We start from the raw sequence: 21,194 nt of genomic DNA on the forward strand, positions 1-21,194 counted from the left end.
CTCCATCGGACACGCGTATAACCGATAATATTATTATGCTGTCAGATAGACGCTACACTATGAAATTACGGCTCTTAGAATCACCACAGGGGGCGGGACATGGGGTACTTCCCCGGGATTTCTATGAGTGAACAAACCTACCGATGGTCGAGCAAATCACTCGATGAACTCGTCACCTTCTACGAGCGCGAAATCGCGCCTGAACGCCGGCGAGACGGATACAATCCAACTGAGGACGTCCCCTCCTATCAGTGGCTCGTCGAGCATGGGTACAGCGGGTTACAATACGCGGTCCGAGAACATCACCAACTGACGCTCTCTGAATTTTTCACACAGGCTGTTGGAATCGGGGAAGATAATTCCGAAGACGACTACGAGTGGGGTGTCCAGAACGACCAGGTAATTGAACACCTCGAGCAATACTTTCGGTCACAACAACGGGGATCGGCTGCAGAAAGTACCCTCCGATCCAAGCGCTCGCGACTTGCGCAGTTTCTTCGTTACTACGAGGACCTCCACGGGACGGCGGCGATCGTTTCCCGCATTACAGATGTCGCTGACCAACCTGAGGAGATCCAGCGGGTGACTGCTGTCTTCGACGCCCTCGACGAGGAACTCGAGAGTAACGATGCGAAACGTCGGTATCGGTCTGATATCGACGATCTCTACAGTTGGCTTGTCGATCGCGGCTACGGTGCGTTTAATCCCGTTCGGTACGACCACGAGTGGGACGTCGCCGAGCAAGATAATCCGGCGCTCTCACCGGTACAGGTTGGTCAACTCGCTGCAGCGACTGAAGACGCCGAAGAGCGACTGGTTGTCTTCGGGCTGTGTGCGTGGGGACTCCGCCGGAGTGAATTAGCGAGCCTTCACGCCCGAAATATCGAGTTACAGGTCGATTCGCCGCATCTCACGTTCGAAACCCGGAAAAACGGTCCCGGAACTGTAGCACTGATTTACGGCCAGACAGCTCTCGAGGATCAGGTCACTCGACTGTCTGATCGTGACGACTGGAATGGGTACCTCTTCTCCTCTTCAGATACCCGCCGTGACCATGTGACTGGCGAGACGATTAATCGCCGCTTCAAGACCATCGCAGCACGTGCTGATGTGCGGGTCCAAGGAAATCTCCCGACTTCGAAGATGGGTCGTCGATTCTGGTACAGTACGTATGCAGACGCTGTCGAGACAATTATCGACCGTCTCCAGAGTGTAGCTCATGAACAGGGGAGTAGTGATCCAATGGTGGTGTTTCAGAACTACCTCTCGGAAGAGAAGCGCCGTGGATATCTGCGCGACGCAATGCGAGATCGGCTTGAAAAAGCGTTTGAAGACAAAGTTGGTCAAGAATTCTCTGGTACGACTGATTCGAGGTAGTCATTGATGACTCCAAGAGCCTCACCGAAACGTTCAGAAGGCGATTGGCGATCGCTCTCTATATCTCAAGGAGTGCCTTGCGGAGGCAACGTGTGCCATCTTTATTTCCAGTGAGGCAGTCATCGTCCCGAAAACCTGAAAGAATGGGTGACGGGATGACCTCACTGTTTGGAGGCTGTTCTTCGTTCGCTCCGGGTCCTTCCGAGGACGGCATCATAATCGGTCCATGACATCACCGAGAATTTGTCGCCCGACCACACGGTCGAGCGGATCATTCTGATTTCCACAGTGTTCAGACATAATGCAGAGCGGACATCCACGTCGTCGTTGACAGTCACAAGTGTCCAAGTGGTCGTAGGTTCGTTCAGCGATGTTCTCGAAATTGTTGTAGATAGCCCGGGAGAACCCGATCCCGCCGTCGATGCCGTCGTGGACAAACCACACCGGCCCGGGGATTCGCTCATCCGGATGTCTGGGGGTTGAGAGACCACCGACATCACTATTATCAATCATCAACTCAAGCGGAGCCAGTTGGATAATACCGTGTTCGGCGGCATGAATACCGCCAGCGTAGGTGTATTGCTCTGGTTCGGTGAGTCCTGTGTCTTCTTCGGCGTGCTTGGTCGGTTGCAGAAGCGGCTCATCAAGTCTGCTGATAGTAGTGGAAAGATGGTCGCTGGGTAGTGAAACCCACATGAGCTCGGTGTCCAGCGACAACGGCGGCGATCCCGTCGGGTGCGGCCCGCTTTCGACTTCGCCGGTTGAGATGTTGTGAACAAGATATTGTGCGTAGTCGATATCGACGTTGGCACGACCGAACCACAATTTGTAGCCGTTGCCGAGGTCTTGGGACATCTCTGGACGGAGGTTCGAGATACGTTTATCGGACAGTGTTTGTGTGTAGCGCCCTGTTCTCCGTTCTTCGACCAGGATTCGTGGGGTCTGAGCATCGTGTTCGACCTCTACGACCTCATACTGTTCACCGTCGTGCAGAAAGAGTGCGCCCTTGTGGTAGTCGCGGTAGGCACGCTCTTTCGCGACGGGATCATGGTCTATCTCGCCATCGATGCAGTTGACGATGTACTGCCGCCCGCTGGTGTCGTAAATCGAAATACGGCTTTCTGGCCGCGTATCTCCCGTGTAGTGAACGCCGTTCTCGAGGCCGACACCACGCTCAAGGACGCCAGCTTCTTGCCACATCGACACCATCTCGGAAAGTCGATCCCCTTCACCGAGGATTCCGGCGTCTTCGTCAGTTAATGGTCGCTCCTTCGCGGCGACACACAGGTGATCTGCGTAGACCTGTTCGTTCTCGATGGAAACGACCGCATCCTCAACATCGTCTTCGAAGAGATACGACGGATTGTCGAGAATGTACGAATCCATTGCGTCAGCGCCGCCGACCAATACCGAAAGTGCGTCGGTTTGCCCACGACCGGCACGCCCGATTTGTTGCCAGAATGACTGTCGGGTGCCCGGATAGCCACTCGTGACCGTTGCGTCGATCCCGCCGATGTCAATGCCAAGCTCGAGTGCGTTCGTTGAGGCGACCGCGTCGACAACGCCATCTTGGAGTTGGGCTTCAATCCCTCTTCGGGTGCGCTTCCCGAGCCCGCCATGGTAGGCCTTTGTATCGACGTAGTAATCCCGAGGATGATCCCGAGCGGCACCACCAATTTTTTGGGCGGCAATCTCTGTCCCCTGCCGGGCCGAACAGAACTGGAGCGTCTGCCGCTCGTTGATAGCAAGATGGGCCGTGACCTTTGCGGCTTCCTCCCCCGTAGAGATACGGAACTCTTCGAGTCCGCCCTCTGAAGGATCCATGTTGTATTCCTCGGCTTCACGAAGCGCCTCTTCATCTATCGGCGGCTTCCACAGGACGATATCACGCTCCCCGTGTGGTGATCCATCCTCGTCGATAACGGAGAACTCCTCACTTGTGAGTCGGGTCGCGTGTTCAGCAGGGTTCCCGATGGTCGCCGTCGTTAAGACGAATTGCGGATCCGCATCGTAGTATTTCAGTAACCGGCGAAGTCGCCGAAGTATCCAGGCAACGTGGGTACCCATGATGCCAGAGTATTGGTGGGCCTCGTCGACCACAATGAGTTCCAAATTATTGTAGAACCGCGCCCATCCGCTGTCGGTATTGTGCCGCGGAAGGTAGACGTTCAGTCCCGCAGGATTCGTGAGGATCGTGTCGGCATTACTCCGAATATCTCGTTTGCGGTCCCGCCTCGTATCCCCATCGTAGACCTCCGTCCGGGTATCAACATCCCACTCGCCGAGCCGGTCGTTGAGTGTTCTCTCCTGATCCCGAGTCAGTGCTTTCATCGGGTAGATACACAGTGCCGTCGCGTCGGAGTTGTCCAACTGATTCCGGGCGATCTGGAGTGCATAGATGCGAGTCTTCCCGGAGGACGTTGACGTCGTCACCACGATGTTTTCATCGTCGGCAAGTGCCTCGAGGCCTTTCGCCTGATGTCGGTACAGATCGTTATCGAGTTGCTCGGCCAGCTCGTCTCGGAGGATCTCCTCGGCAGGGACGGTATCTGCATCCCGTGCTGGGACGTGTTCACTCGCGGTTACCTGCCCGGAGTAATCCGGGAACGATTCCTTCAATGCCTCCTCGGAGAGGACATCGTCATGTTGTGGTGCGTTTCGGCTCATGAATATTATGAGAAGTCCGAAAGCGACCCTTGTGTACTCTGTTCACCCGTTCGAGTCTTTGGTGTCTCTGTACCTTGGGGCCGGCGACTGGCATCCTGAAGAGCTTCATAAATCATCGCTAATGCCCGCACATCGTCTTCGCAGTAGGCCTCGAGGCGCTCCCAATCCGGCTGATAGCCGTCGGGTTGGTCCGCGGTCCGCTGCCATGTATTGTACTCTCTCGCGGCTGTACCACCATCGATTCCAGTGGTCGTCGGCTCCCATCCGAGTGCTGCGGCGACGGCCTCTAACCGGTTGCTCCGGGCAGGGAATGTAGCGTATCCCTGCGTCGTAGCGTAGTACAATGGGTCGAACTGATAGCAACTCTCCCAGTCATCGACCCATTCCGGAGCATCTCGTTCGAGGTGGCGTTTGATGATCGGGAAGTCGAAATTGTAGCCGTTCCAGGCGACCACGGGTCGACCTCCCGCTACGCCAGTCAACCACGACATGAACGCATCGACGTGGCCGATCGGATCGTCGTGCTCCTGCTGGCGGAACGGGAGATAGTGGCCTTCCTCACTCCCGCCGTCGAGGACGCCAACTAGCCATGCGATTTCGCCATTAAGGCCGTTAGTTTCGATATCGATGAACACCGGGTCGCCGTTCGGAAGCGTCCCACCGTCTCTCGGGACGACCTCGCCGGTCGCGATGGCCGTCGCCGATTTATGGACTGTCGCCGCCGTCTTCTCACCGAATCCGCGGATCTTGGCAAGCATCTGCGGCGTTGTCCTCGCAATTGCGTCACGAGAGTCGAATCCGTGTTCTCGAAGCCGGTCGGCTTTTGTCGGCCCGATACCCTCGAGTCCCTGCAGCCCAAAGTTCGTTGGGTCATGTGTCTCGACCCTGATAGCTCCGTTTGAGTAGATCGACAACTCGATGAGGGGGCGTTCGTTCTCGTCGATAGCAGCGCCGACAGAACTGGTTGGCGGGCCAGCGCCATGAACTGAGTAGGTATCTGTCGCCGTCTCGTATCGCGTATGGTACTCTGCCCGAAGCCCGGTTGAGAGATGTGTAATTAACGACTCGTCGTGCCAGCCATCTGGAAGAGAGTTGAGATACTCATCGATCCCTTCGAGTCGAGTTTCACGGTGATGCGGGTCGATAGTCAACTCAAGACAGTTGCTCACGAGATAGCAGTGTTCCAGTCCTGCGACATCTCCGTTTTCCCCCGTCTCTTGAGGAACGTCCGTCGGCGTCGGTGGCAAGTGGTCCGGTGTAGGAACCATCGCAAAGAGAACGCTCGGGTCCTCCACGACGTGATAGCTGGCAGACCGGCTCGGGTCGACGACTGGTACATCAGTAAGCCCCGTCACTGGCGGAAAGGCGACATGTGCCGAGTTCGGTGGTGTCGCGATAATAATATTGGGGTCAATAGCCTCGATTGCATCAGTAACGACATCGTGAACGTCGTACTGCTCCACCACGGGTCCCGGAATGGCGAGTACCGTCGCCGGCGTCTCCCCTTCTTGTGGGAGTCTCGTACTCCGTAGGGCGTCTGTTTCGCCGGGGGCCATTTACTATCTACTGTCTGATTTCGACAACTAAGTACCTGTTCCCAGTGTGGTGAAAGTGAAGATAAAACACGATAAAATTCAGAACGGAAGCTATTCACTGAGATGGACGATTAGTGGTATGACAGTCGAAAAGGAAGATTCTTCAACAACTAGAGCCTGTGACTACTTGCAGTCCATGTCACGGCTTAGCGAAGAAGCGAAGACCCACCTAGAACAGGCTCTCCAAGCGGATGAACCTAGCGAGAAAGATTTCCACATCCGAAATGTGTTGCAAGCAGATTTTGGACCGGATGTGGATTTCGACGACTAGCTGTCTTCGCTAAGCTGCTCCATGGTGCTTCCCTTACTGCCCAAGCAAATTTGATTAGGCCCAACTGTAACGACCTCACCAGCATATTTGAACTGAACCACAACATCAGAGTCTGTGCCTACCAGTGAGTCCAAGGCGTCAGGCTCGATGGACTCATAAATCGGCTTCAATTCGTCATGTCGGACCCCTTTGTGGTCAGCAACAGCTTGGACAACAGCGGTAGCTGTGGATTCGTCGCTGTCTGTTTGGTATTCCATTGTGTACGTGGGCGAAATGGAGGAATCCCCCATCCCCCGAGTGGAGGTAGTGACCTGATCCGTATAACGTTGATGGATCAATCAATTAGTCAACTATTTGTGTACATAAAAAACATAATGTCTAAAAAAGTGCTTTTGACCATCTTGTGTTGTCCTTCGCACGATGACCAAGAAGACCGTGAAGGTGCGTGGTCGGAAAGGCACTGCGACGATGGATATCTCTATCCCTGCATCTGTAACCCGAGAGCATGATATCGAGCGTGGGGACGTGTTCGCTATTGAAACTGAAGTGGATGATAAGGGAAGGATTGTGCTGAAATATACTAGAGTCTACAATGGAGACTAACCCCTCGAGCAGGCATTGTCTAGTTGCGCACCTCTTGATAGGCGCGTTATGAAACTGGAAGCAGCGTTTCGCATGGTATCGACCTGATCGGGTATGGTCCAGATATCGGCTTGCTTGGTTCGAGTTACCGAATTCAGCAACAAATAAGATATTCGTCATTATAGTCTTTCTCGATACTACGAAGATCGTTACCCGTTTCGAATTTGATGTCGCCCCACTACTAAGTGAGGTAACTGGCTAAGTCAGTTCAATCCCTATTGAGTTGACTTAGAGGCGAAATAAACGTCGCTAAATCAACTGTAATCATTTACGAAGGTCTGAGGATTTCACTGAAATATTCTACACTTCGATGGTTTTCAAATGACGAACTAAGACCCGTGTGGACCAGGTGCACGATGGCCCCAGATAGTCTCACGAGTTACAAAACTCGGCGTCATGACCTCGAGGTTATGGGTCGATCGGATCGACGTCGTCGGTCATGGTCCAAACCTCGAGAACTTTCGATACATCCGTTTCCACCGACGGAAGGCCGTTTTCGCGGATTTGAGCCCGGCAAGTACTTTCGCGAGTGACGAGGGTTCAGCTTCGGCTTCCGTTATCGCCGTCGGTGCGACCCCGTTCCTCGAGTGAACGGCGTCGTGGCATGGTTCACACAGCGTTATCAGATTTTCGAGCCTGTGAACTCCACCACGTGACTTTGGGACGATATGGTGTGCGTGCAACTCGACGTCACCATACGGTCCACCTCGGCGACGGCAATTTTGACACTGGTGGTCGTCACGAGCGTATACCCGTCGTCGGCGCCGGTTCCAGTCAGGTGGGTAATCCTGGGTCGATTGGCGAACTAACCCCGTTGGGGCCTGGTTCCGTTCGACGGTCACGGGGGCATCGAGGACGTCCTCTAGATCGACATCGTCGAAGTCAACCGTTTCACCGTCGGCAGAGAGGTCCAACTCGACGACGTCCTGAAGTTCCTCGAGACTCTCAAGGTCGGTTGGGTCGACACCGACCTCGTCGAGAAACTCACGAACCGTCTCGGTGTCGTCGCCTCCACCTGGGCCATTTTCGGCGTGAACGCCGGTGGAACCACTCGGCGTTTCGTCGGTCATGTTCCCCGAGTTGCCTCACCGTTTACGATTTCTGTCGTCCCCATGCACTCTCGACATCCATGCACGTTACCGTCGTTATCACCGAAAACCCGTTCGAACCGCGCCGTAACGTGTGATCCACAGTTTTGACATTCAGGCATGGTCGTCCCTCCAGAGACCCACAGTGTCCGCTCTTTTCGAGTCGGTCGTCCTCTTCAACGAGTTATTGTGATTACTTGTACATACAAGTACCCCATCACGAATAGGACTACTTTTTTCAGCGTGATAGCCCTCGTCGTAGCCAATGAACGACGTGATTCGCGTGCTGTACGTCGCCACCGGCGACGACGAGTTAGGTCGGTCTCTTGATGCCCAGCACGCAACCCTCAACGTCCGGATAGCGGCGGATCTGAGGGAGGCGATGGACTGTCTCGACACCGAGTCGATCGACTGCATCGTCGCCCGACAGAACTTCTCTGGTGGGACAGGGATCGATTTCCTAAAGGCCGTTCGAGCTGAGTTTCCAGAACTTCCATTTGTTTTCTTCATCGATGAGTGTTCAAACGAACTGGTCCAAGAAGCGCTCGCTGGCGACAGGACAGCAGTCCTTCCCCGAGTGGAAGACGAAGCCGCGGCGATGTCGTTGCTCGCCGACCGAGTTGTCACAGTGGTCCAAAAGCAGCGTTCCGATCGGCGCAAAGACGAACTCGAACGAATCACTGACGTGATCCGGAGTCTCAACCAGGCGTTGGTGTATGCGCGATCCCGAGTGGATATCGACCGACAGGTCTGTGAGATCATCAGTGGGTCGGACCCATACCGTTTCGCCTGGATGGGCGAGCACAATCCAGACGAGCAACGTGTACTCCCGAGAGCCAGTGCCGGCGTCGAAGAGGACTACCTTGAGGAAATTACCATCACGACTGACGAAGCTCCGACTGCGCAGGGACCAACCGGGAAGGCGGTCCAGACCCACGAGATTCAGGTCATGCAGAACATCCCGGGGGATCCCGCCTATGAGCCATGGCGTGAGCAGGCACTAGAACGTGGCTATAAATCAAGCGCCGCAATCCCGTTGGTCCACGACGAAACGCTTTACGGCGTGTTGAACGTCTACGCCGATCGAGCCGACGCATTCGACGACACCGAGATTGATCTTCTTCAGGAGGTCAGTGACGACATCGCCTATGCGCTCAATACGGTCCGAATGCGAGAAGACTTACGTCGATTCGAGCGCGCCGTCGAGCAGGCAGCCGATGCGATCTTTATCACCGACGTAGAGGGCACTATCGAGTACGCCAATCCGGCATTCGAAGTCCTGACAGGGTACGACCGTGAGGAGGCCATCAACCAGACCCCTCGCATCCTCAAGTCCGGCAAACAGGACGAGACGTACTACGAGCAACTGTGGGAGACAATTCTCGACGGCGAGATTTGGGAGGAGGAAATCGTAAACGAGCGAAAATCGGGTGACTACTATTATGCTGAACAGACGATCGCACCTATTGCTGACGAGACAAGGAATATCAGCGGATTTGTCGCCATTCAGCGGGACGTCAGCCAACGCAAGAAACGCGAGCGTGAGCTTGAGGAATCACGTGAAACTTATCGAACACTCTATGAAAGTATTCATGACCTGGTATTCGTCCACGACCATGAGGGAGAAATCCTTTCGGTGAATCGGGCAGCGGCTGAGATGCTGGGATACGATCGCGACGAACTGGAATCGATGCATATGGACGATATTCACCCGGCAGATGTGCTGGTTCCGGAACGAGAATACAGGGACACCGAGGAGGACGTGATCGAATCCGAGTTGGCGACGAGCGACGGTCGAACCCTAACTGTAAGCGTTACACGAACCCCAGTGACGTTTTTCGGCGAGGGGGCAATACTCGGGGTGGCACGAGATGTCACCGAACGCAAAGCACGTGAAGAGGAACTCCGGGCCCGCAAGGCGCTGTACGAGGCGGTCGTCGAAAATGTCCACGACGGGCTCATGATCGTCCAGGACGACACGATCGAGTATGTGAATCCCAGGGTAGATGAACTCACGGGCTATCCAGCAGACACGCTAATCGGAGAATCACCGGCAATGCTCGCTCTCGAAGACGACCGGGAAATGGTGATCGATCTTTACCGTGCCCACGCTCGTGAAGATGTGCCCAGTGGTCCCCATGAAATTACTGTGGTGACCCGCACCGGCGAACAGGTTCCTGTCGAAGTCAATATCGGAACCCTCGAGTACGAGGGGGCTCCCGCGACAATCGTTGCCATTCGGGATGTAACCGACCGCGTCGACCGGACCCGACAGCTCCGAGTCCTCGATCGGGTGCTGCGTCACAATATCAACAACGACATGACGGTCATCCAGGGATATGCGGAGACGATCCGCGCTGAGACACCCGATGCGATTGCGTCCTACGCGGAGGAAATTCTCTCACAGAGTGACGACCTCCTCGAGATGATTCAGAAAGAACGAGCCATTGTCGAGGAGATTTCCGATCCCCCAGAACACGTCGAAATCGACCTTGCCCACTCGGTCAATCGCCTCGTTTCCACCCTTCGTGAGCAGTATCCCGAAGCAACGATCGATCTCGACTGTCCAGAGCAAGCGACCGCAACCGCGACAGAATCAATCGATCGGGCGATCCGAGAACTCGTCGAGAACGCAATTAACCACTCTGATCGGGAGACCCCAACAATTGCTGTCTCTATTCAAACGCATGGGGAGCAAGTCCAAGTCGAGATTGTCGACGACGGGCCTGGAATTCCATCAGAGGAGACCAAGGTGCTAACCCGAGAACGAGAGGTCAAGCCGCTGTATCACGGTAGCGGACTCGGATTGTGGCTCGTCAACTGGATCGTCCGTCGGTCGAAGGGGACGATTCGGTTTGCGGAGAACGAACCTCGTGGGAGCGTCATTACGATCGAGCTTCGTGCGACCTGAGCAGTTCTGGCCGCGTGAGTTCCCTCATTCTGCAACCGGTAGCGTAACGACGAACACTGCTCCTTCGGGATCGTTGTCTTCAATCCAGACCTCGCCACCGTAGTTCTCGACAAGTGTTTTCACGAGGTACAATCCAAGGCCAGTTCCAGGACTGTCTAGTCCCTTTTCGCCCTTCCCGAAGACTTCTTCCTTTTGATTGTCTGGGATACCGGGACCGTTATCTGCGATGTTCACGTGTACAGTTTCGTCGTGAACATCGGCACTGACCGTTACTTCCGGGACCCCCTTGTCGTTGTGGACGATGGCGTTCTGGAGCAAGTTCCGGAACACGGCCTCCAGCATCTCGTCGGCTTGAACATCGACTGTAGGGAGGCGTCCATCGGTCCTGATTACTGCCCTGTCGTGCTGTGAGCGTATCTCCACGATTTGCGAACTGCATTCCCGGTCGAGAGAGATTGGTTTCAGGTCTTCCTCTTCCCGGAGCATCGTTTCGGTGAGGTCCCGGGCGGTCTTTGTCAGCTCAATCGCTTCTTCCGTGGCGTGGATGACTTCTCGAAGATGCTCCTGTCCGTCGTCGTCAATGTGATCCTCAAGGATCTGAGCCCGCCCGTGAACGACTTGCATGTCGTTGCGGACGTCGTGGCGAACGACCTGGTTGAGAAGATCGAGGCGGTCACGTTGCTCCTCGAGTCGTTGCTCGTACTCGACGTGAAGGCTTCTATCTCGACCGCTTCCGGCCATCACCGGCTCGCCATCCGGAGCTTCGAACACATTGGCGATGAACTCGTAGGGGATCGCCTCGCCGTCTCTGGTTCGAAAGTCCAGTTCGACGCGAGTCCGTCCGCTCTCGAAGGCCCCTTCGACGGCTGCAGCGGCGGCCTCGACGTCGTCGCCGGCGAAGAACTCAGTCGCGTTCATCGAGGCGACCTCGTCGCTCTCATAGCCAGTAACCTCCTCGAACGCTGCGTTCCACATCTGGAGGTCGCCGGCGGTATCGAGCACGTACACGACGTCTTCGATGGCATCCAGTAGATCGTCGACAAACTCTTTTTGCCGTTCGAGAGCATTCCGCTGCTCGAGCTGGTCGAGTGCGACTCGGACGTTTCGAGCGAGAGTTTCGGCGACTCTCACCTGGCGGTCGGTAAAGTCGACGGCACCTGTTGCAGCACACGCGAAGATCCCGTGTGATCCGATCGGGAGGACGATCGACGATTGCAGCGGTACGTCGGCTGCTAACTCCTCCCGGGACATCGGGCTCCTGACGACGGTGTCGCCATCCTCGAAGACATCCCAGACCCAACTCCCTCGAGGATGGGACGGGTCGGGTGTCCCGGTTTCCTCGAGCAGCCGTTGATGGTCGTCGGAGTTTGCGACTAACGAGAGTTCGTCGTCTTCTGGGAACCAGACCGATGGTAGCGAGAAGTCAAGCAAATCACTGGCGGCCTCGACTGCGATGTCCGCGACTTCTATCTTCGATTCGGCATCGATGAGATCACGAGTCGCATCGTGTAGCGCACTGATCTGTCGTTCGTGTTCTTTCCGTTCGGTGACGTTACGGCTGCTCAAAAGAAGCCCGTCGATGTCCGGATCATCGAGCAAATCGCGTGCAGTGGCCTCGATCCAACAGTAACTCCCGTCGGCACATTCGAATCGGAACTCCAGGACAGCCTCACCCTCGCTCCCCTCGACGAGGGCTTCGATGTCGTCGGTCCGCTCGTCGCGGTCATCGGGATGGACGTACTCGAAGCCGTTCTCACCGATCAATTCCTCGGGGTCCCACCCGAGCACGCGCTCGATAGCGGGACTGACGTACTTGATAGTCCCGTCCGAGTCGATCAGCGTGATCATGTCGGTGGCGCTTTCGACGAACTCTCGGTGACGCTCGAGTTTGCGCTCCCGTTCTCTGCGATCGGTGACGTCTCGACAGATTGCGACAAATCGGTCTCCTTCGGAATGTCTGTTTCGGCTGACCCATACCTCTACAGGATATGTCAAGTCGTCCTTTCGCCGATGGGTTCCCTCAACTTTCAGCGGTCGATCTTCACTCATTCCCGTCCATCCCTCTAGGAGAAACTCCTCGTCGAACCCGACCTCGAAGTCGGCGACGTTCATCGACAACATTTCGTCGTGATCGTAGCCCAGATTCTCGAGGAGCGTTTCGTTGGCGTCGATCACGTTCCCCTCCTCGTCGTGGATCACGATACCGTCCGGAGCGTGCTCGAACAATGTCTGAAGACGTTCTTCGCGGTCCTCGAGTTCGGCCTCGTACTGGTGGTGCTCGATTTCGTATCCGATCCACTGAGCGAGAACCTTCACCGTCGACTGGGTGACATCGCCTTCGAGCCCGTCTTGGGGGTGTTCATCCGCGAAACAGACTGTTCCGTATACCTCGCCATCGACGATGATGCGAGCTCTGATGTAACACCGAAGGTTATACCGCTCGGAGGCAGGATCGTCGCTCACGTTCTCTTTGGAGGCGTTCTCGAGAACGACCGGCCTGTCGTCGTCGATCGTCTTTTGGCAGGAGGTGTGTCCCAACGGATCTGTCTTACCTGGTTGGATCGCCTCGTGATCGCCAGTCGCCGCCAGAATTTTCTGGGTGTCCGACTCGATTCTGGTAATATATCCGATTGGAAATCTCAACTTTTCAGCTCCTGTCGATATTACTCGCTTGAGCTTTTCTTCGAGTTTGAGGTCCGTCCCGGTCGTGGTTCCAGCAATAGTGGTTAATGTGTTCGCAGCCCATTCGAGTTGGTCCTGGGGCCCCTCTATTGTCTCCCCCTCATCGTCTTGCTGAGCCGTAGCGAGGAACGATCTGATACGATGAGCGACCAACTCTCCGTGTTCTTGAAAGTCAGTTTGCCGAATGTAATCTATGACACCCGGTTCGAGAAGCCCATCAGATGGGATGTCTTCGCCTGAAGCAATCACCATTACTGGGATATTGGGAATCCTGTCCTGGATGTCGGCGACGAACGAGATAAGTTCTCTCTCAGATGGGCTAGCTAACACGACATCAACTGTTTGTTGATCCCGTCCCCCGAGTTGGGTACAGTCAGCTACCTGATTGTGAATGACAATATCAGCTTCGCTGAGAGCAGCTTTTGTATCTGGTGGGACCGATGTCCCGATGACAAGAAGCTCTATCTCGCTCATTATCCGCCAGATTGTGTACCTAGCGTAGTCTGTTCTGTAACCGATACTGTCCGGAATCGATTACTAATATTGCAGTTTTGAAACACCAGTAAAGGTTGCCGCGACATGTCTCGTTACACTCAGCGAATAAAATAATATTTTTCTATATGACTGTATTAGTGGACTACTATTCTGCATATTTCTTGTGGCCCAGTTTTTGGAATATATATGTTAAGATTAAGACAATGGATAACTGTCGGCAGTGAACTGCCTCGGGTCGGCCCTGAGGAATTCGGCCTGCGCTGCCCATAGATGTCTCAGTTTTGTTGTGTCCGAGAATATCTGTTTGTAGTCCCCGTTTGGAGTGAAGCGAGTCGTAATGTGGTGATGTGACATCTGGAAATGCTACGGCTGGGATGTATCGTATTCCAAAACTAACTGATACTTGCGTGGTAGCGAGGGACCGCAACCGCCTACTGATTGGTTCAGTGGTCGCTCTGTGACGACACAGCAGCGACGATGAGACAGTTGTGCCACGCGAGCTGCTGCTATACAATTCCGATATGAGATCCACAACCTTCGAACAAGCAGTATTTGACCGCTGGGGCTGCGAATGCGTGGTCTGCGGTCGACGACCAGAAGAATGGCTCGACACCGATCTTGGTGACAGAAACCAAGACAAACTCTCGTTTCATCACGTGAACGGCAACGAGGACGACGATCGCGTTGAAAATGTGATTCCAGTCTGTCAGAGCTGTCACGTGCATATCCACCGACGGGACAAACCCCCCTACCGAAAGTGGCACCGCCAACTTCCGCTCAAACATCGCCACGCCTGGAACGCTCACCACCACGAGTACTACGAAGGCCCAAGGCTGACCCGTGAGGAGGCTGAACGGCGCTTCGGTGATGATGAGGGAACACCAGAGAGCGTGAAATACCTCGAACACGAACGCGAGGACTTCGCCTTATCAGCGTTTACCAGCACCCCCGAGGACAAATCTAAGGAGACAGCCGGCACAGGATCCAACGGAACCACCACCGATACCGATGATACCATCGCAAACGGCGGGAACGAGCGTGACGAGTTAACTGACAGTGACGATGTCGACACTGAAAGCAACGATCCTGACACCGATGATGACACTGGTGGTGATTTGGATGACTGAGGAACCGCCAACGGACTCAGATCGTGCTACCACACCGGGTCGTGGACAGGGGCAGGGGAATGGCTGGAACTACGGCTCCAAGAGGCACTCGAAGCATGGGATACGCCACCGAACGGCGGGTCCGATCATCGCTCAGAAAGCAGATCTCGTTGCCCGTCGGTAGGAGCTGGCCGACGAGTCAAGTGACTACCTGGTCGACGAATGCAAAGACTGGACGTCCCGACCGATCGACGAGTCGGTCATTATCCGGCTGTGTCTGCTTGCGTTCATGGGGCGAGCGATGCCGGTGCTGTGTCACACCAGCCGGCTGACCGACCGTGCATGGCGACTCGCACAGGCCTACGACGTCCGACTCCTCTCGCTGGAGGACCTCGAGGGCGACCACCTGCCGCCGCTGACACGAAAACCCCCTCCGAAGGATGCCCAGGCGCATCGCCAATCAGTTCCCCCAGGGGCGCTCCGGGAGACGCCTCCAATACCTCTCCAGCGACTCCAGGACGACCCACCAAAAATGAATCTCGAGGGCCCTGTCTACCCGGGGGCCGAGACCGCCCCCTGCTACGTCGCCGACCGGACGGGCCATGAGAAGTATACGGATACTGGATTTGAACGCTATCGCCGTCGCGAACGGGCTAGACGGGATACATCCCCTGAAGAGAGGTCGGATACCGAACACTAGGACGTATCGATTCAATCTCACATCTGGTGATCACTTGGACGAACTGCAGCGTGTATTGCGAGATTCCAACTAAAGAACCCTCTCCGTTGCGTCTGAACTCGGTCGTAAGTCTCAGTTTCATTTAAGTGTCTTGTGCACAGTAGATTTTATTGCCGTGGTAGCACTATGCTTCAAGGAGGATTGGCGTGGCTGGTGTTGCTTGAGGATTGTTTGTGCCCACCGTCGGAAGTGAGTGAGTAGAAATGGTCTGTCCCGTCGCAGAACTCACGCAGACTGCTGAAGGTGAAGTGGTATTTTCCGATATTCGTCCGTCGTATTCGCCCACATCGAGAACATCTGTTGATGAGATAGCGCAGTACCAACCAGGATCTCGGACAGATATTTTTGCTTGCGAGGCCGACGAGAGTGATCAGTATGGTCGGCGCGGTGAGAGTGCCGAAGCGTACTACACTCGACTCTGGCGGTACCACCAGCGTTGGGACGACGACCGATACGGTCGTCGCGAATTCAAAGATAAAATAGCCGTCACACGGGCTCTTGGTAGCTCTCTTCCTGTTTCAACATACGAACGACGCGAGGCAGTTGTGTTTGTCCGGTCGCACAATGGCAGACGATTCAATCAGTATGGTGGTATTCTCGCGATGGCACTCGGGGCGTTCGCTGCGATTCGTGATGAAGTGATCTCGGCCCGGTCTCAGCAGTTGAGCGATCAATTGGAAAATCCACTAGAGCGTCGGTTATCCACATATGATTGCTTTATCGATGTTTGTGAACAGCACGACGTGGACTGGTACAGCGCATACACGAAGGTGAAGGCAATTCGAAACCGGGAGTGACTGTTTATATTTCCCGGGTGGAAACGAGGTGGGGAGTGAAAGTGCTTGCCGCTCACGCAGTTGTGTGATGTAGGCAAGGTCGGTATCTCCTGCCTCGGAGCTCTGAGCACCTGGATATGTCCAGATACCAGTGGCGACACATAGCTGAGTACATGTATCGGCGACTGAAGCAGCCCATAATCCCGTTTCGAGGACAGCGATGACCGAAGGTGAGCATACCGACGAGATGAAAACGACTCGCGAAGAACTCGAGATGCATCTCGTCCAAGCGATCACCCGCTGTGAGTCGGAGGTGGTTCGTAATCATCTGCAGGCAGCATTGCAACACTGTCGCGCTCTCCCGCCGACACCGCTCGTTGAGTGTCCTGTGTGTGGTCGAGTTGGCCTTCCAGAACGAATCCATATGCACGACTGCTCAAAAGAATCTCGAGCCAACCAATAAAGAACCCGCAGCCAATACGACCGTCTCAGAGCGATACTTCGATGGGAAAGAGGCGGTCGTCCTCGCATACGACGATAGCAACAACGAGATCGCTATCATCCCACTCGATGAAGAATACGACAAATCCAACGTCCATCCCCTCACCTGGAGCGGAGAAAACGCCGGCATTGCATCTGCTGGCTTCGTGAAAGACAACGGCATCAGACCTGAACACACAATCCGCTACACCCCAGAGTGGGACGACGACCTCGGCGGTAGCATCGCCGATGGTGGGCTACGAATCGATCTCGGCCAAGACGGCGAAGTGATCGAACGCAACGCGAGCGACGACACTGACGACACCGACGTCGACGACGGTGCAGCCCCCGACGAATAACATCGGCCCCGCCCACATCCATTCTCACAGCGGCTTGGTACTCCCATCGGACACTGCCGCCGTGCGATCAGTAGCCCCATTTCCTCCAGCAGCCGTTGACCACAGTCTACCAACGTTTTGAGACTCGAATCGATACTGTCCTCACAATCTGCCCTATGGATTCCATAGCGAACTCTTGGCGCAGTCTTCACGCACTCCTGGTGAATTCCTCGCGCACTCCTCGCGCACTCCTTGTTCACTCCTCGCGCATTCTTCGTGCAGTCCTAACGATTCCCTGCTGCACTCTTTGCTCAGCACATTCGGGCGCGTATCGCTGCCCTCGAGATCATACATCCAGCCACCAGCCATGAACAGAGCTGGCCGTCTCTCCAGAGTGCCATCGTGACCCCCGGAAAGACGAATTCACACCACTCAAGACCACCCATGTATCAGAATGTGTACTATTGCACCCCCGGAAGACGGTTCTTCTTCACCAGACGGTAAGGGTATTTGAACGTACTATATTCACTCCTGTATTCACTAGCCGGTAGTCGAATTAGAAGGGTCTATATTCACTCGTCGAAATTAGACTAAATCTCTCTTCTTCACCAGAAGGCAGTTGAATTCAGGCACTCTATATTCAATTCTGTATTCGCAAGACAGCGCCCAGATTCTACAGGTCTATATTCAACCCCGAAAATATAGCTAAACTTTCTCTATTCACAAGACGGCGGTCGAATATAGTTGGTATATATTCAATACCGTATTCGCCAGAAGGGGCTCCAATTCGGGGGATCTTTATTCACTCACTATCACTCACCGAAACCCACCCTATTCACAAGACAGCGGTTGATTTTGGAGCCTTTTTCTTCATTTACGTATTCTACCTTACAATTCATCTATTCGCAAGACGGCATCCGATTCGCGGGGGGTTGTATATAATCACCCTCCCCCATATTCCGGCGTCGTTGTTTAGCCACGCCCTAAGCTTCCTTTAGAGGTGCTATAGACAATTCTCCATCCACCGTCGGAGTTTGGCCGAATTCACACAAATAGGGTTCAGGGAGTCCAAACATCCAGTAGGTTAGTCGCGTAGCGGGCAATCGGGGCGGAGCCAAGAAACAGACCCAGAAGTGGAGGGGGGACACAGGCAAAAGGAGGAGTGGACTAACAGAAATCTGATACAGGTGGGAACCCTGGGCTGGCGACACGGAACAGAGAAGACAATCCGGCGATCGGCACCTGAGGAATCAGGACGAGCATCGAAACGAGGACGAACCAGTCATTGACCAGCGCGGATAGATCGATCAACGAGAACGGACCAGGACGAGCCGGCGACCAATCGACGACCAGCACGACCACAACTGACGACGACTGGTTCAGGAAGACTGACCGACGAGCGAGAACCGACGAACGAACGAGCAGCGGAACCAGTACCGAGGGACGAACAGCACCATCGATCAGCACCGACAACGAACCGTTCCACCAACGACCAACGGACGACGAACGGCGAACGAGAAGACAGTACCAACTGACGACCAGCTGGAAACCACCGAAGCAACCACCAGCGACAACACCCGATCGGCGACGAACGACAACGACCGACCAGCGATCAGCAACAACGACGACCGACACTCCACAGCAACGACCGGCGACCGACGACGACAACCGATCAGCGAGACACCGCAGCGACGACCGACTGGCGACATGGCGACCTCGAGGCCAACAGGAAAACGGCGATGGAACTCTGGCGATCTCGAGGACGATGGGGAGGGGGCGGCGCTCGCGCGCGCGAACGGCAGCGGGGGCCGACAGGCTGAGCCCGCCGGATACCAGTCAGCATCGAAACGACGGATGACCCGACCCGGTAGTAGCGACGGCTGACCCGACACTGCTGAGACCGGCAGGAGACCAGACCGAATCGCAGCAACGGACGGACAGACTACAACCAGCCCGACAGGGGGGTAGCTATGCAACTGGAAACGGCAGGGGGACGACGACGCAACGTAGCGGTGGTGGGGGCAATCTATAACGAGCAGCGAAGTGGGGGCAGTCAACGAGAAGCGACGAGGTGGGGACACATCTACAAGCGGCGGGGGGGGGAGACAATGCAACAGCATCGATCCGGGGGCACCATGGAACAGCGGAGACCACCACCGGCGAACAGCGAACGACGAACAGCGGACACGGTGGGGTGGTGGGGGACAACTCGAGTGGCGACGGGGGAGGTTTGGCAATGGCGATAACGAGGGCGACGAGGACGTCGACGACTCAACGACCAGCAGCGAACGAGACCAACTCGACGACCAGCCGCAAACGACGACCGACGACAGCAACGGCGACGGCGACAGCGACAGCAACGCAACAGCGGCGCGGGGCGTGGCGGGGCGTGGCGGGACGGGGGCAACAACCGCTTCCCTATTCCCTCTTCTCTGGGGGAGAAGGAGGGAGTGGAGGGAAGGGGTGGTTGGTGGGGGGGAGTGTAGGGGGCAGGGAGAACTTACCCCCCGTTGCCGTGGGCAGGGACTTTCGGGGCGGAGCCGAGGGACCGTCTTTCAGGGCGGGGCCGGATGTCTTTCAGGGCGGGGCCAGATGATAGCGCAGAGGCGGGGAGTAGCCGGGGCCGGCAGAGCAGTTGCAGTCGGTGGGAGTATCGTGGGGAGAGATTGTGCTGGCACCGACAGGGACCCTACCACGATCGTCGACCCAAGGGGAACTCGACTGACCGCTCAGTGTAGGATCGGTAAACGATCCGCAAGGGTCGAAGAGCGAGGGCGACAGATGAACGGGGACAGATGACTAGGGACGATGCAGGTGCAGCCGAGGGAGACCGGCGACAGAAGGATACTCCATGCAGGCAAGTCAACCATTATCGAAGCAGTCGCAGAGTACCATGGCGTTCGGAAGAGCCGGGCGGTCGAACTGCTGCTCCGGGAGGGCGTCCAAGCACGGGAGATGCGCTTCCGGTTCGAACAGTTGGACGCGAAGCTTGACGTCCTCAGCGAGAGCCTTGGTGGACAGCCCCTCGCGGAGGACGCCGGTGAGGAAGACGGCTGGACAGCAGGCGGATGAGTGACTGGTTCTGATCCTGTCGAGTCGGAGAACACCCAGAAAGCCCTTAGGCCGCTCGCGGGCGCTCAGCAGGATATCTTCCAGTAGGATGATAGGGCCTGCTGAGACGACCACGGTAAACGCGAGCGGCCCTCGCCCTTTCAGTCCACCAGGAGGATCGCTAGTCCGGGACGCTACAGAGGTCACGAACCGAACGGCGACGATAGAAGTTTCTGTTTCTCGGTTGGACCGAAGGGCGAATACCAAGACGAGCACCACCAACAACAGTGGGCTTGTTTCGGTCGTTGATCGTGCCAGTGATTTTCTTACTGGACCAGCTGTTGAGTTGCTGGCAAAGAATTCTTGTCAACACTACATACAAAAGAAAGGTACGAAAGTGCAATCAAACTCAAACATAGACTGAGTATAATACAGATGAGCAATACAAAACCAGCCAAGGAAATCTACGAGTGGATCAACGAAAAAACAGACGTTGAAATCCTCTCTCACTCAAAGTACGATAATATACCTACACCAAACTATACATTCAACGGTAAAGGACGGGGAGCTGACTTAATTATCCGTGCTAGTCAGTATAATTACGCAATTATTACGAAGGATAACTCATCATCGGATACCGTTCATGATGGTGCAACACATCTTGCAAGGTACTGGCAGGACTACCACAATTCTGCAGTTAAATATGTTCATGAGGACGATCACATTGAGATAGATGTTTTTCTATTAGCTACTCAAGATAGTGAGAATGGGCATTTGTTCAAAAGCAACCGTGAAAAGAAACTTGAGCGCAAATCAAACCATGTTGAAGTGACTGCAGGTGGGGAGCCTCCGTTGTCATCCACTCGATCGACCACTATATTCCGGGTTTTGTATCGTTTTACCCTGTTTCACGTTCAATCTTAGTTCGCCAGAGGGGAGCAGATCCCCGTCAGACTCCACCCTTCTCGGCTGAACT

17 protein-coding genes and 1 pseudogene are annotated in these 21,194 nt (G+C 55.2%); 11 read left to right on the top strand and 7 right to left on the bottom strand.

Features of this window, described 5'->3' with window-relative positions:
- Window positions 1–123: 123 nt before the first annotated feature.
- On the top strand, window positions 124–1,377 hold the full coding sequence (locus tag FYC77_RS12110; RefSeq protein WP_149081749.1) for a tyrosine-type recombinase/integrase: 1,254 nt from the start codon (window positions 124–126) through the stop codon (window positions 1,375–1,377).
- 213 nt (window positions 1,378–1,590) lie between these two features.
- Here the strand turns inward: FYC77_RS12110 and FYC77_RS12115 are convergent, their stop codons facing one another.
- Together FYC77_RS12115 and FYC77_RS12120 are read right to left on the bottom strand one after the other, a co-directional pair.
- On the bottom strand, window positions 1,591–4,044 hold the full coding sequence (locus FYC77_RS12115) for a DEAD/DEAH box helicase (RefSeq protein WP_149081750.1): 2,454 nt from the start codon (window positions 4,042–4,044) through the stop codon (window positions 1,591–1,593).
- Window positions 4,045–4,049: 5 nt separating this feature from the next.
- Complete coding sequence (locus tag FYC77_RS12120) at window positions 4,050–5,600, bottom strand: ribonuclease H-like domain-containing protein (protein ID WP_238386930.1); 1,551 nt, start codon at window positions 5,598–5,600, stop codon at window positions 4,050–4,052.
- Between the two features lie 118 nt (window positions 5,601–5,718).
- Between FYC77_RS12120 and FYC77_RS12125 the strand changes: the two genes are divergently transcribed.
- Window positions 5,719–5,910: a hypothetical protein gene (locus tag FYC77_RS12125; RefSeq protein ID WP_149081751.1), complete on the top strand. Its 192-nt coding sequence runs from the start codon at window positions 5,719–5,721 to the stop codon at window positions 5,908–5,910.
- Here FYC77_RS12125 and FYC77_RS12130 read toward each other — a convergent pair.
- Window positions 5,907–6,200, bottom strand: coding sequence for a HalOD1 output domain-containing protein (locus FYC77_RS12130; RefSeq protein WP_338016494.1), 294 nt, complete (start codon window positions 6,198–6,200; stop codon window positions 5,907–5,909). The genes FYC77_RS12125 and FYC77_RS12130 overlap by 4 nt on opposite strands.
- A 130-nt stretch (window positions 6,201–6,330) precedes the next feature.
- Between FYC77_RS12130 and FYC77_RS12135 the strand changes: the two genes are divergently transcribed.
- Window positions 6,331–6,513, top strand: coding sequence for a hypothetical protein (locus FYC77_RS12135; RefSeq protein WP_149081753.1), 183 nt, complete (start codon window positions 6,331–6,333; stop codon window positions 6,511–6,513).
- Window positions 6,514–6,989: 476 nt separating this feature from the next.
- Here the strand turns inward: FYC77_RS12135 and FYC77_RS12140 are convergent, their stop codons facing one another.
- Window positions 6,990–7,622, bottom strand: coding sequence for an HNH endonuclease (locus FYC77_RS12140; protein WP_149081754.1), 633 nt, complete (start codon window positions 7,620–7,622; stop codon window positions 6,990–6,992).
- Window positions 7,619–7,762, bottom strand: a complete 144-nt coding sequence (locus FYC77_RS21180) for a DUF7563 family protein (protein WP_449406747.1) — start codon at window positions 7,760–7,762, stop codon at window positions 7,619–7,621. Before FYC77_RS21180 ends, FYC77_RS12140 begins: the two co-directional genes overlap by 4 nt.
- A gap of 143 nt (window positions 7,763–7,905) precedes the next feature.
- On the opposite strand from FYC77_RS21180, the gene FYC77_RS12145 reads away from it, so the two are divergent.
- Window positions 7,906–10,551, top strand: coding sequence for a PAS domain S-box protein (locus tag FYC77_RS12145; protein ID WP_149081755.1), 2,646 nt, complete (start codon window positions 7,906–7,908; stop codon window positions 10,549–10,551).
- Between the two features lie 24 nt (window positions 10,552–10,575).
- Here the strand turns inward: FYC77_RS12145 and FYC77_RS12150 are convergent, their stop codons facing one another.
- Window positions 10,576–13,707 (bottom strand): PAS domain S-box protein, encoded by a 3,132-nt coding sequence (locus FYC77_RS12150; protein WP_149081756.1) that lies wholly within the window; start codon window positions 13,705–13,707, stop codon window positions 10,576–10,578.
- Window positions 13,708–14,249: 542 nt separating this feature from the next.
- Between FYC77_RS12150 and FYC77_RS20475 the strand changes: the two are divergent.
- The 4 genes and pseudogenes from FYC77_RS20475 to FYC77_RS20155 form a co-directional block, all read left to right on the top strand.
- Window positions 14,250–14,654, top strand: a pseudogene (locus FYC77_RS20475) (HNH endonuclease); the annotation flags it as partial.
- A gap of 469 nt (window positions 14,655–15,123) precedes the next feature.
- The gene (locus tag FYC77_RS12160) at window positions 15,124–15,534 is read left to right on the top strand and encodes a hypothetical protein (protein WP_149081758.1); all 411 of its coding nucleotides are present in this window, start codon (window positions 15,124–15,126) and stop codon (window positions 15,532–15,534) included.
- A 242-nt stretch (window positions 15,535–15,776) separates the two neighbouring features.
- Complete coding sequence (locus tag FYC77_RS12165) at window positions 15,777–16,370, top strand: hypothetical protein (RefSeq protein WP_149081759.1); 594 nt, start codon at window positions 15,777–15,779, stop codon at window positions 16,368–16,370.
- A gap of 371 nt (window positions 16,371–16,741) precedes the next feature.
- Entirely contained in the window at window positions 16,742–17,188 is a 447-nt protein-coding gene (locus FYC77_RS20155) for a hypothetical protein (protein WP_162354519.1), read from the top strand.
- A gap of 1,146 nt (window positions 17,189–18,334) precedes the next feature.
- Here FYC77_RS20155 and FYC77_RS12180 read toward each other — a convergent pair.
- Window positions 18,335–18,802 (bottom strand): hypothetical protein, encoded by a 468-nt coding sequence (locus FYC77_RS12180; RefSeq protein ID WP_149081761.1) that lies wholly within the window; start codon window positions 18,800–18,802, stop codon window positions 18,335–18,337.
- Window positions 18,803–18,874: 72 nt separating this feature from the next.
- On the opposite strand from FYC77_RS12180, the gene FYC77_RS20160 reads away from it, so the two are divergent.
- The 3 genes from FYC77_RS20160 to FYC77_RS12190 all read left to right on the top strand — a co-directional run bounded on the left by FYC77_RS20160 (window position 18,875) and on the right by FYC77_RS12190 (window position 21,142).
- A complete protein-coding gene (locus FYC77_RS20160; protein WP_162354520.1) occupies window positions 18,875–19,051 on the top strand; it encodes a hypothetical protein in 177 nt (58 codons plus the stop codon).
- Window positions 19,052–19,975: 924 nt separating this feature from the next.
- Entirely contained in the window at window positions 19,976–20,239 is a 264-nt protein-coding gene (locus tag FYC77_RS12185) for a hypothetical protein (protein ID WP_202911825.1), read from the top strand.
- A gap of 414 nt (window positions 20,240–20,653) precedes the next feature.
- Window positions 20,654–21,142, top strand: a complete 489-nt coding sequence (locus FYC77_RS12190) for a hypothetical protein (RefSeq protein WP_149081762.1) — start codon at window positions 20,654–20,656, stop codon at window positions 21,140–21,142.
- Window positions 21,143–21,194 lie beyond the last annotated feature (52 nt).

Origin of the sequence: Natrialba swarupiae, from assembly GCF_008245225.1 — an archaeon.
GTDB classification, from domain to species: domain Archaea; phylum Halobacteriota; class Halobacteria; order Halobacteriales; family Natrialbaceae; genus Natrarchaeobius; species Natrarchaeobius swarupiae.

Coding starts and splice junctions, on each gene's coding strand:
- FYC77_RS12110 (WP_149081749.1), top strand. CDS start 124: ATGAGTGAACAAACCTACCGATGGTCGAGCAAATCACTCGATGAACTC.
- FYC77_RS12115 (WP_149081750.1), bottom strand. CDS start 4,044: ATGAGCCGAAACGCACCACAACATGACGATGTCCTCTCCGAGGAGGCA.
- FYC77_RS12120 (WP_238386930.1), bottom strand. CDS start 5,600: ATGGCCCCCGGCGAAACAGACGCCCTACGGAGTACGAGACTCCCACAA.
- FYC77_RS12125 (WP_149081751.1), top strand. CDS start 5,719: ATGACAGTCGAAAAGGAAGATTCTTCAACAACTAGAGCCTGTGACTAC.
- FYC77_RS12130 (WP_338016494.1), bottom strand. CDS start 6,200: ATGGGGGATTCCTCCATTTCGCCCACGTACACAATGGAATACCAAACA.
- FYC77_RS12135 (WP_149081753.1), top strand. CDS start 6,331: ATGACCAAGAAGACCGTGAAGGTGCGTGGTCGGAAAGGCACTGCGACG.
- FYC77_RS12140 (WP_149081754.1), bottom strand. CDS start 7,622: ATGACCGACGAAACGCCGAGTGGTTCCACCGGCGTTCACGCCGAAAAT.
- FYC77_RS21180 (WP_449406747.1), bottom strand. CDS start 7,762: ATGCCTGAATGTCAAAACTGTGGATCACACGTTACGGCGCGGTTCGAA.
- FYC77_RS12145 (WP_149081755.1), top strand. CDS start 7,906: ATGAACGACGTGATTCGCGTGCTGTACGTCGCCACCGGCGACGACGAG.
- FYC77_RS12150 (WP_149081756.1), bottom strand. CDS start 13,707: ATGAGCGAGATAGAGCTTCTTGTCATCGGGACATCGGTCCCACCAGAT.
- FYC77_RS12160 (WP_149081758.1), top strand. CDS start 15,124: ATGGGGCGAGCGATGCCGGTGCTGTGTCACACCAGCCGGCTGACCGAC.
- FYC77_RS12165 (WP_149081759.1), top strand. CDS start 15,777: ATGGTCTGTCCCGTCGCAGAACTCACGCAGACTGCTGAAGGTGAAGTG.
- FYC77_RS20160 (WP_162354520.1), top strand. CDS start 18,875: ATGGCGACCTCGAGGCCAACAGGAAAACGGCGATGGAACTCTGGCGAT.
- FYC77_RS12185 (WP_202911825.1), top strand. CDS start 19,976: ATGCAGGTGCAGCCGAGGGAGACCGGCGACAGAAGGATACTCCATGCA.
- FYC77_RS12190 (WP_149081762.1), top strand. CDS start 20,654: ATGAGCAATACAAAACCAGCCAAGGAAATCTACGAGTGGATCAACGAA.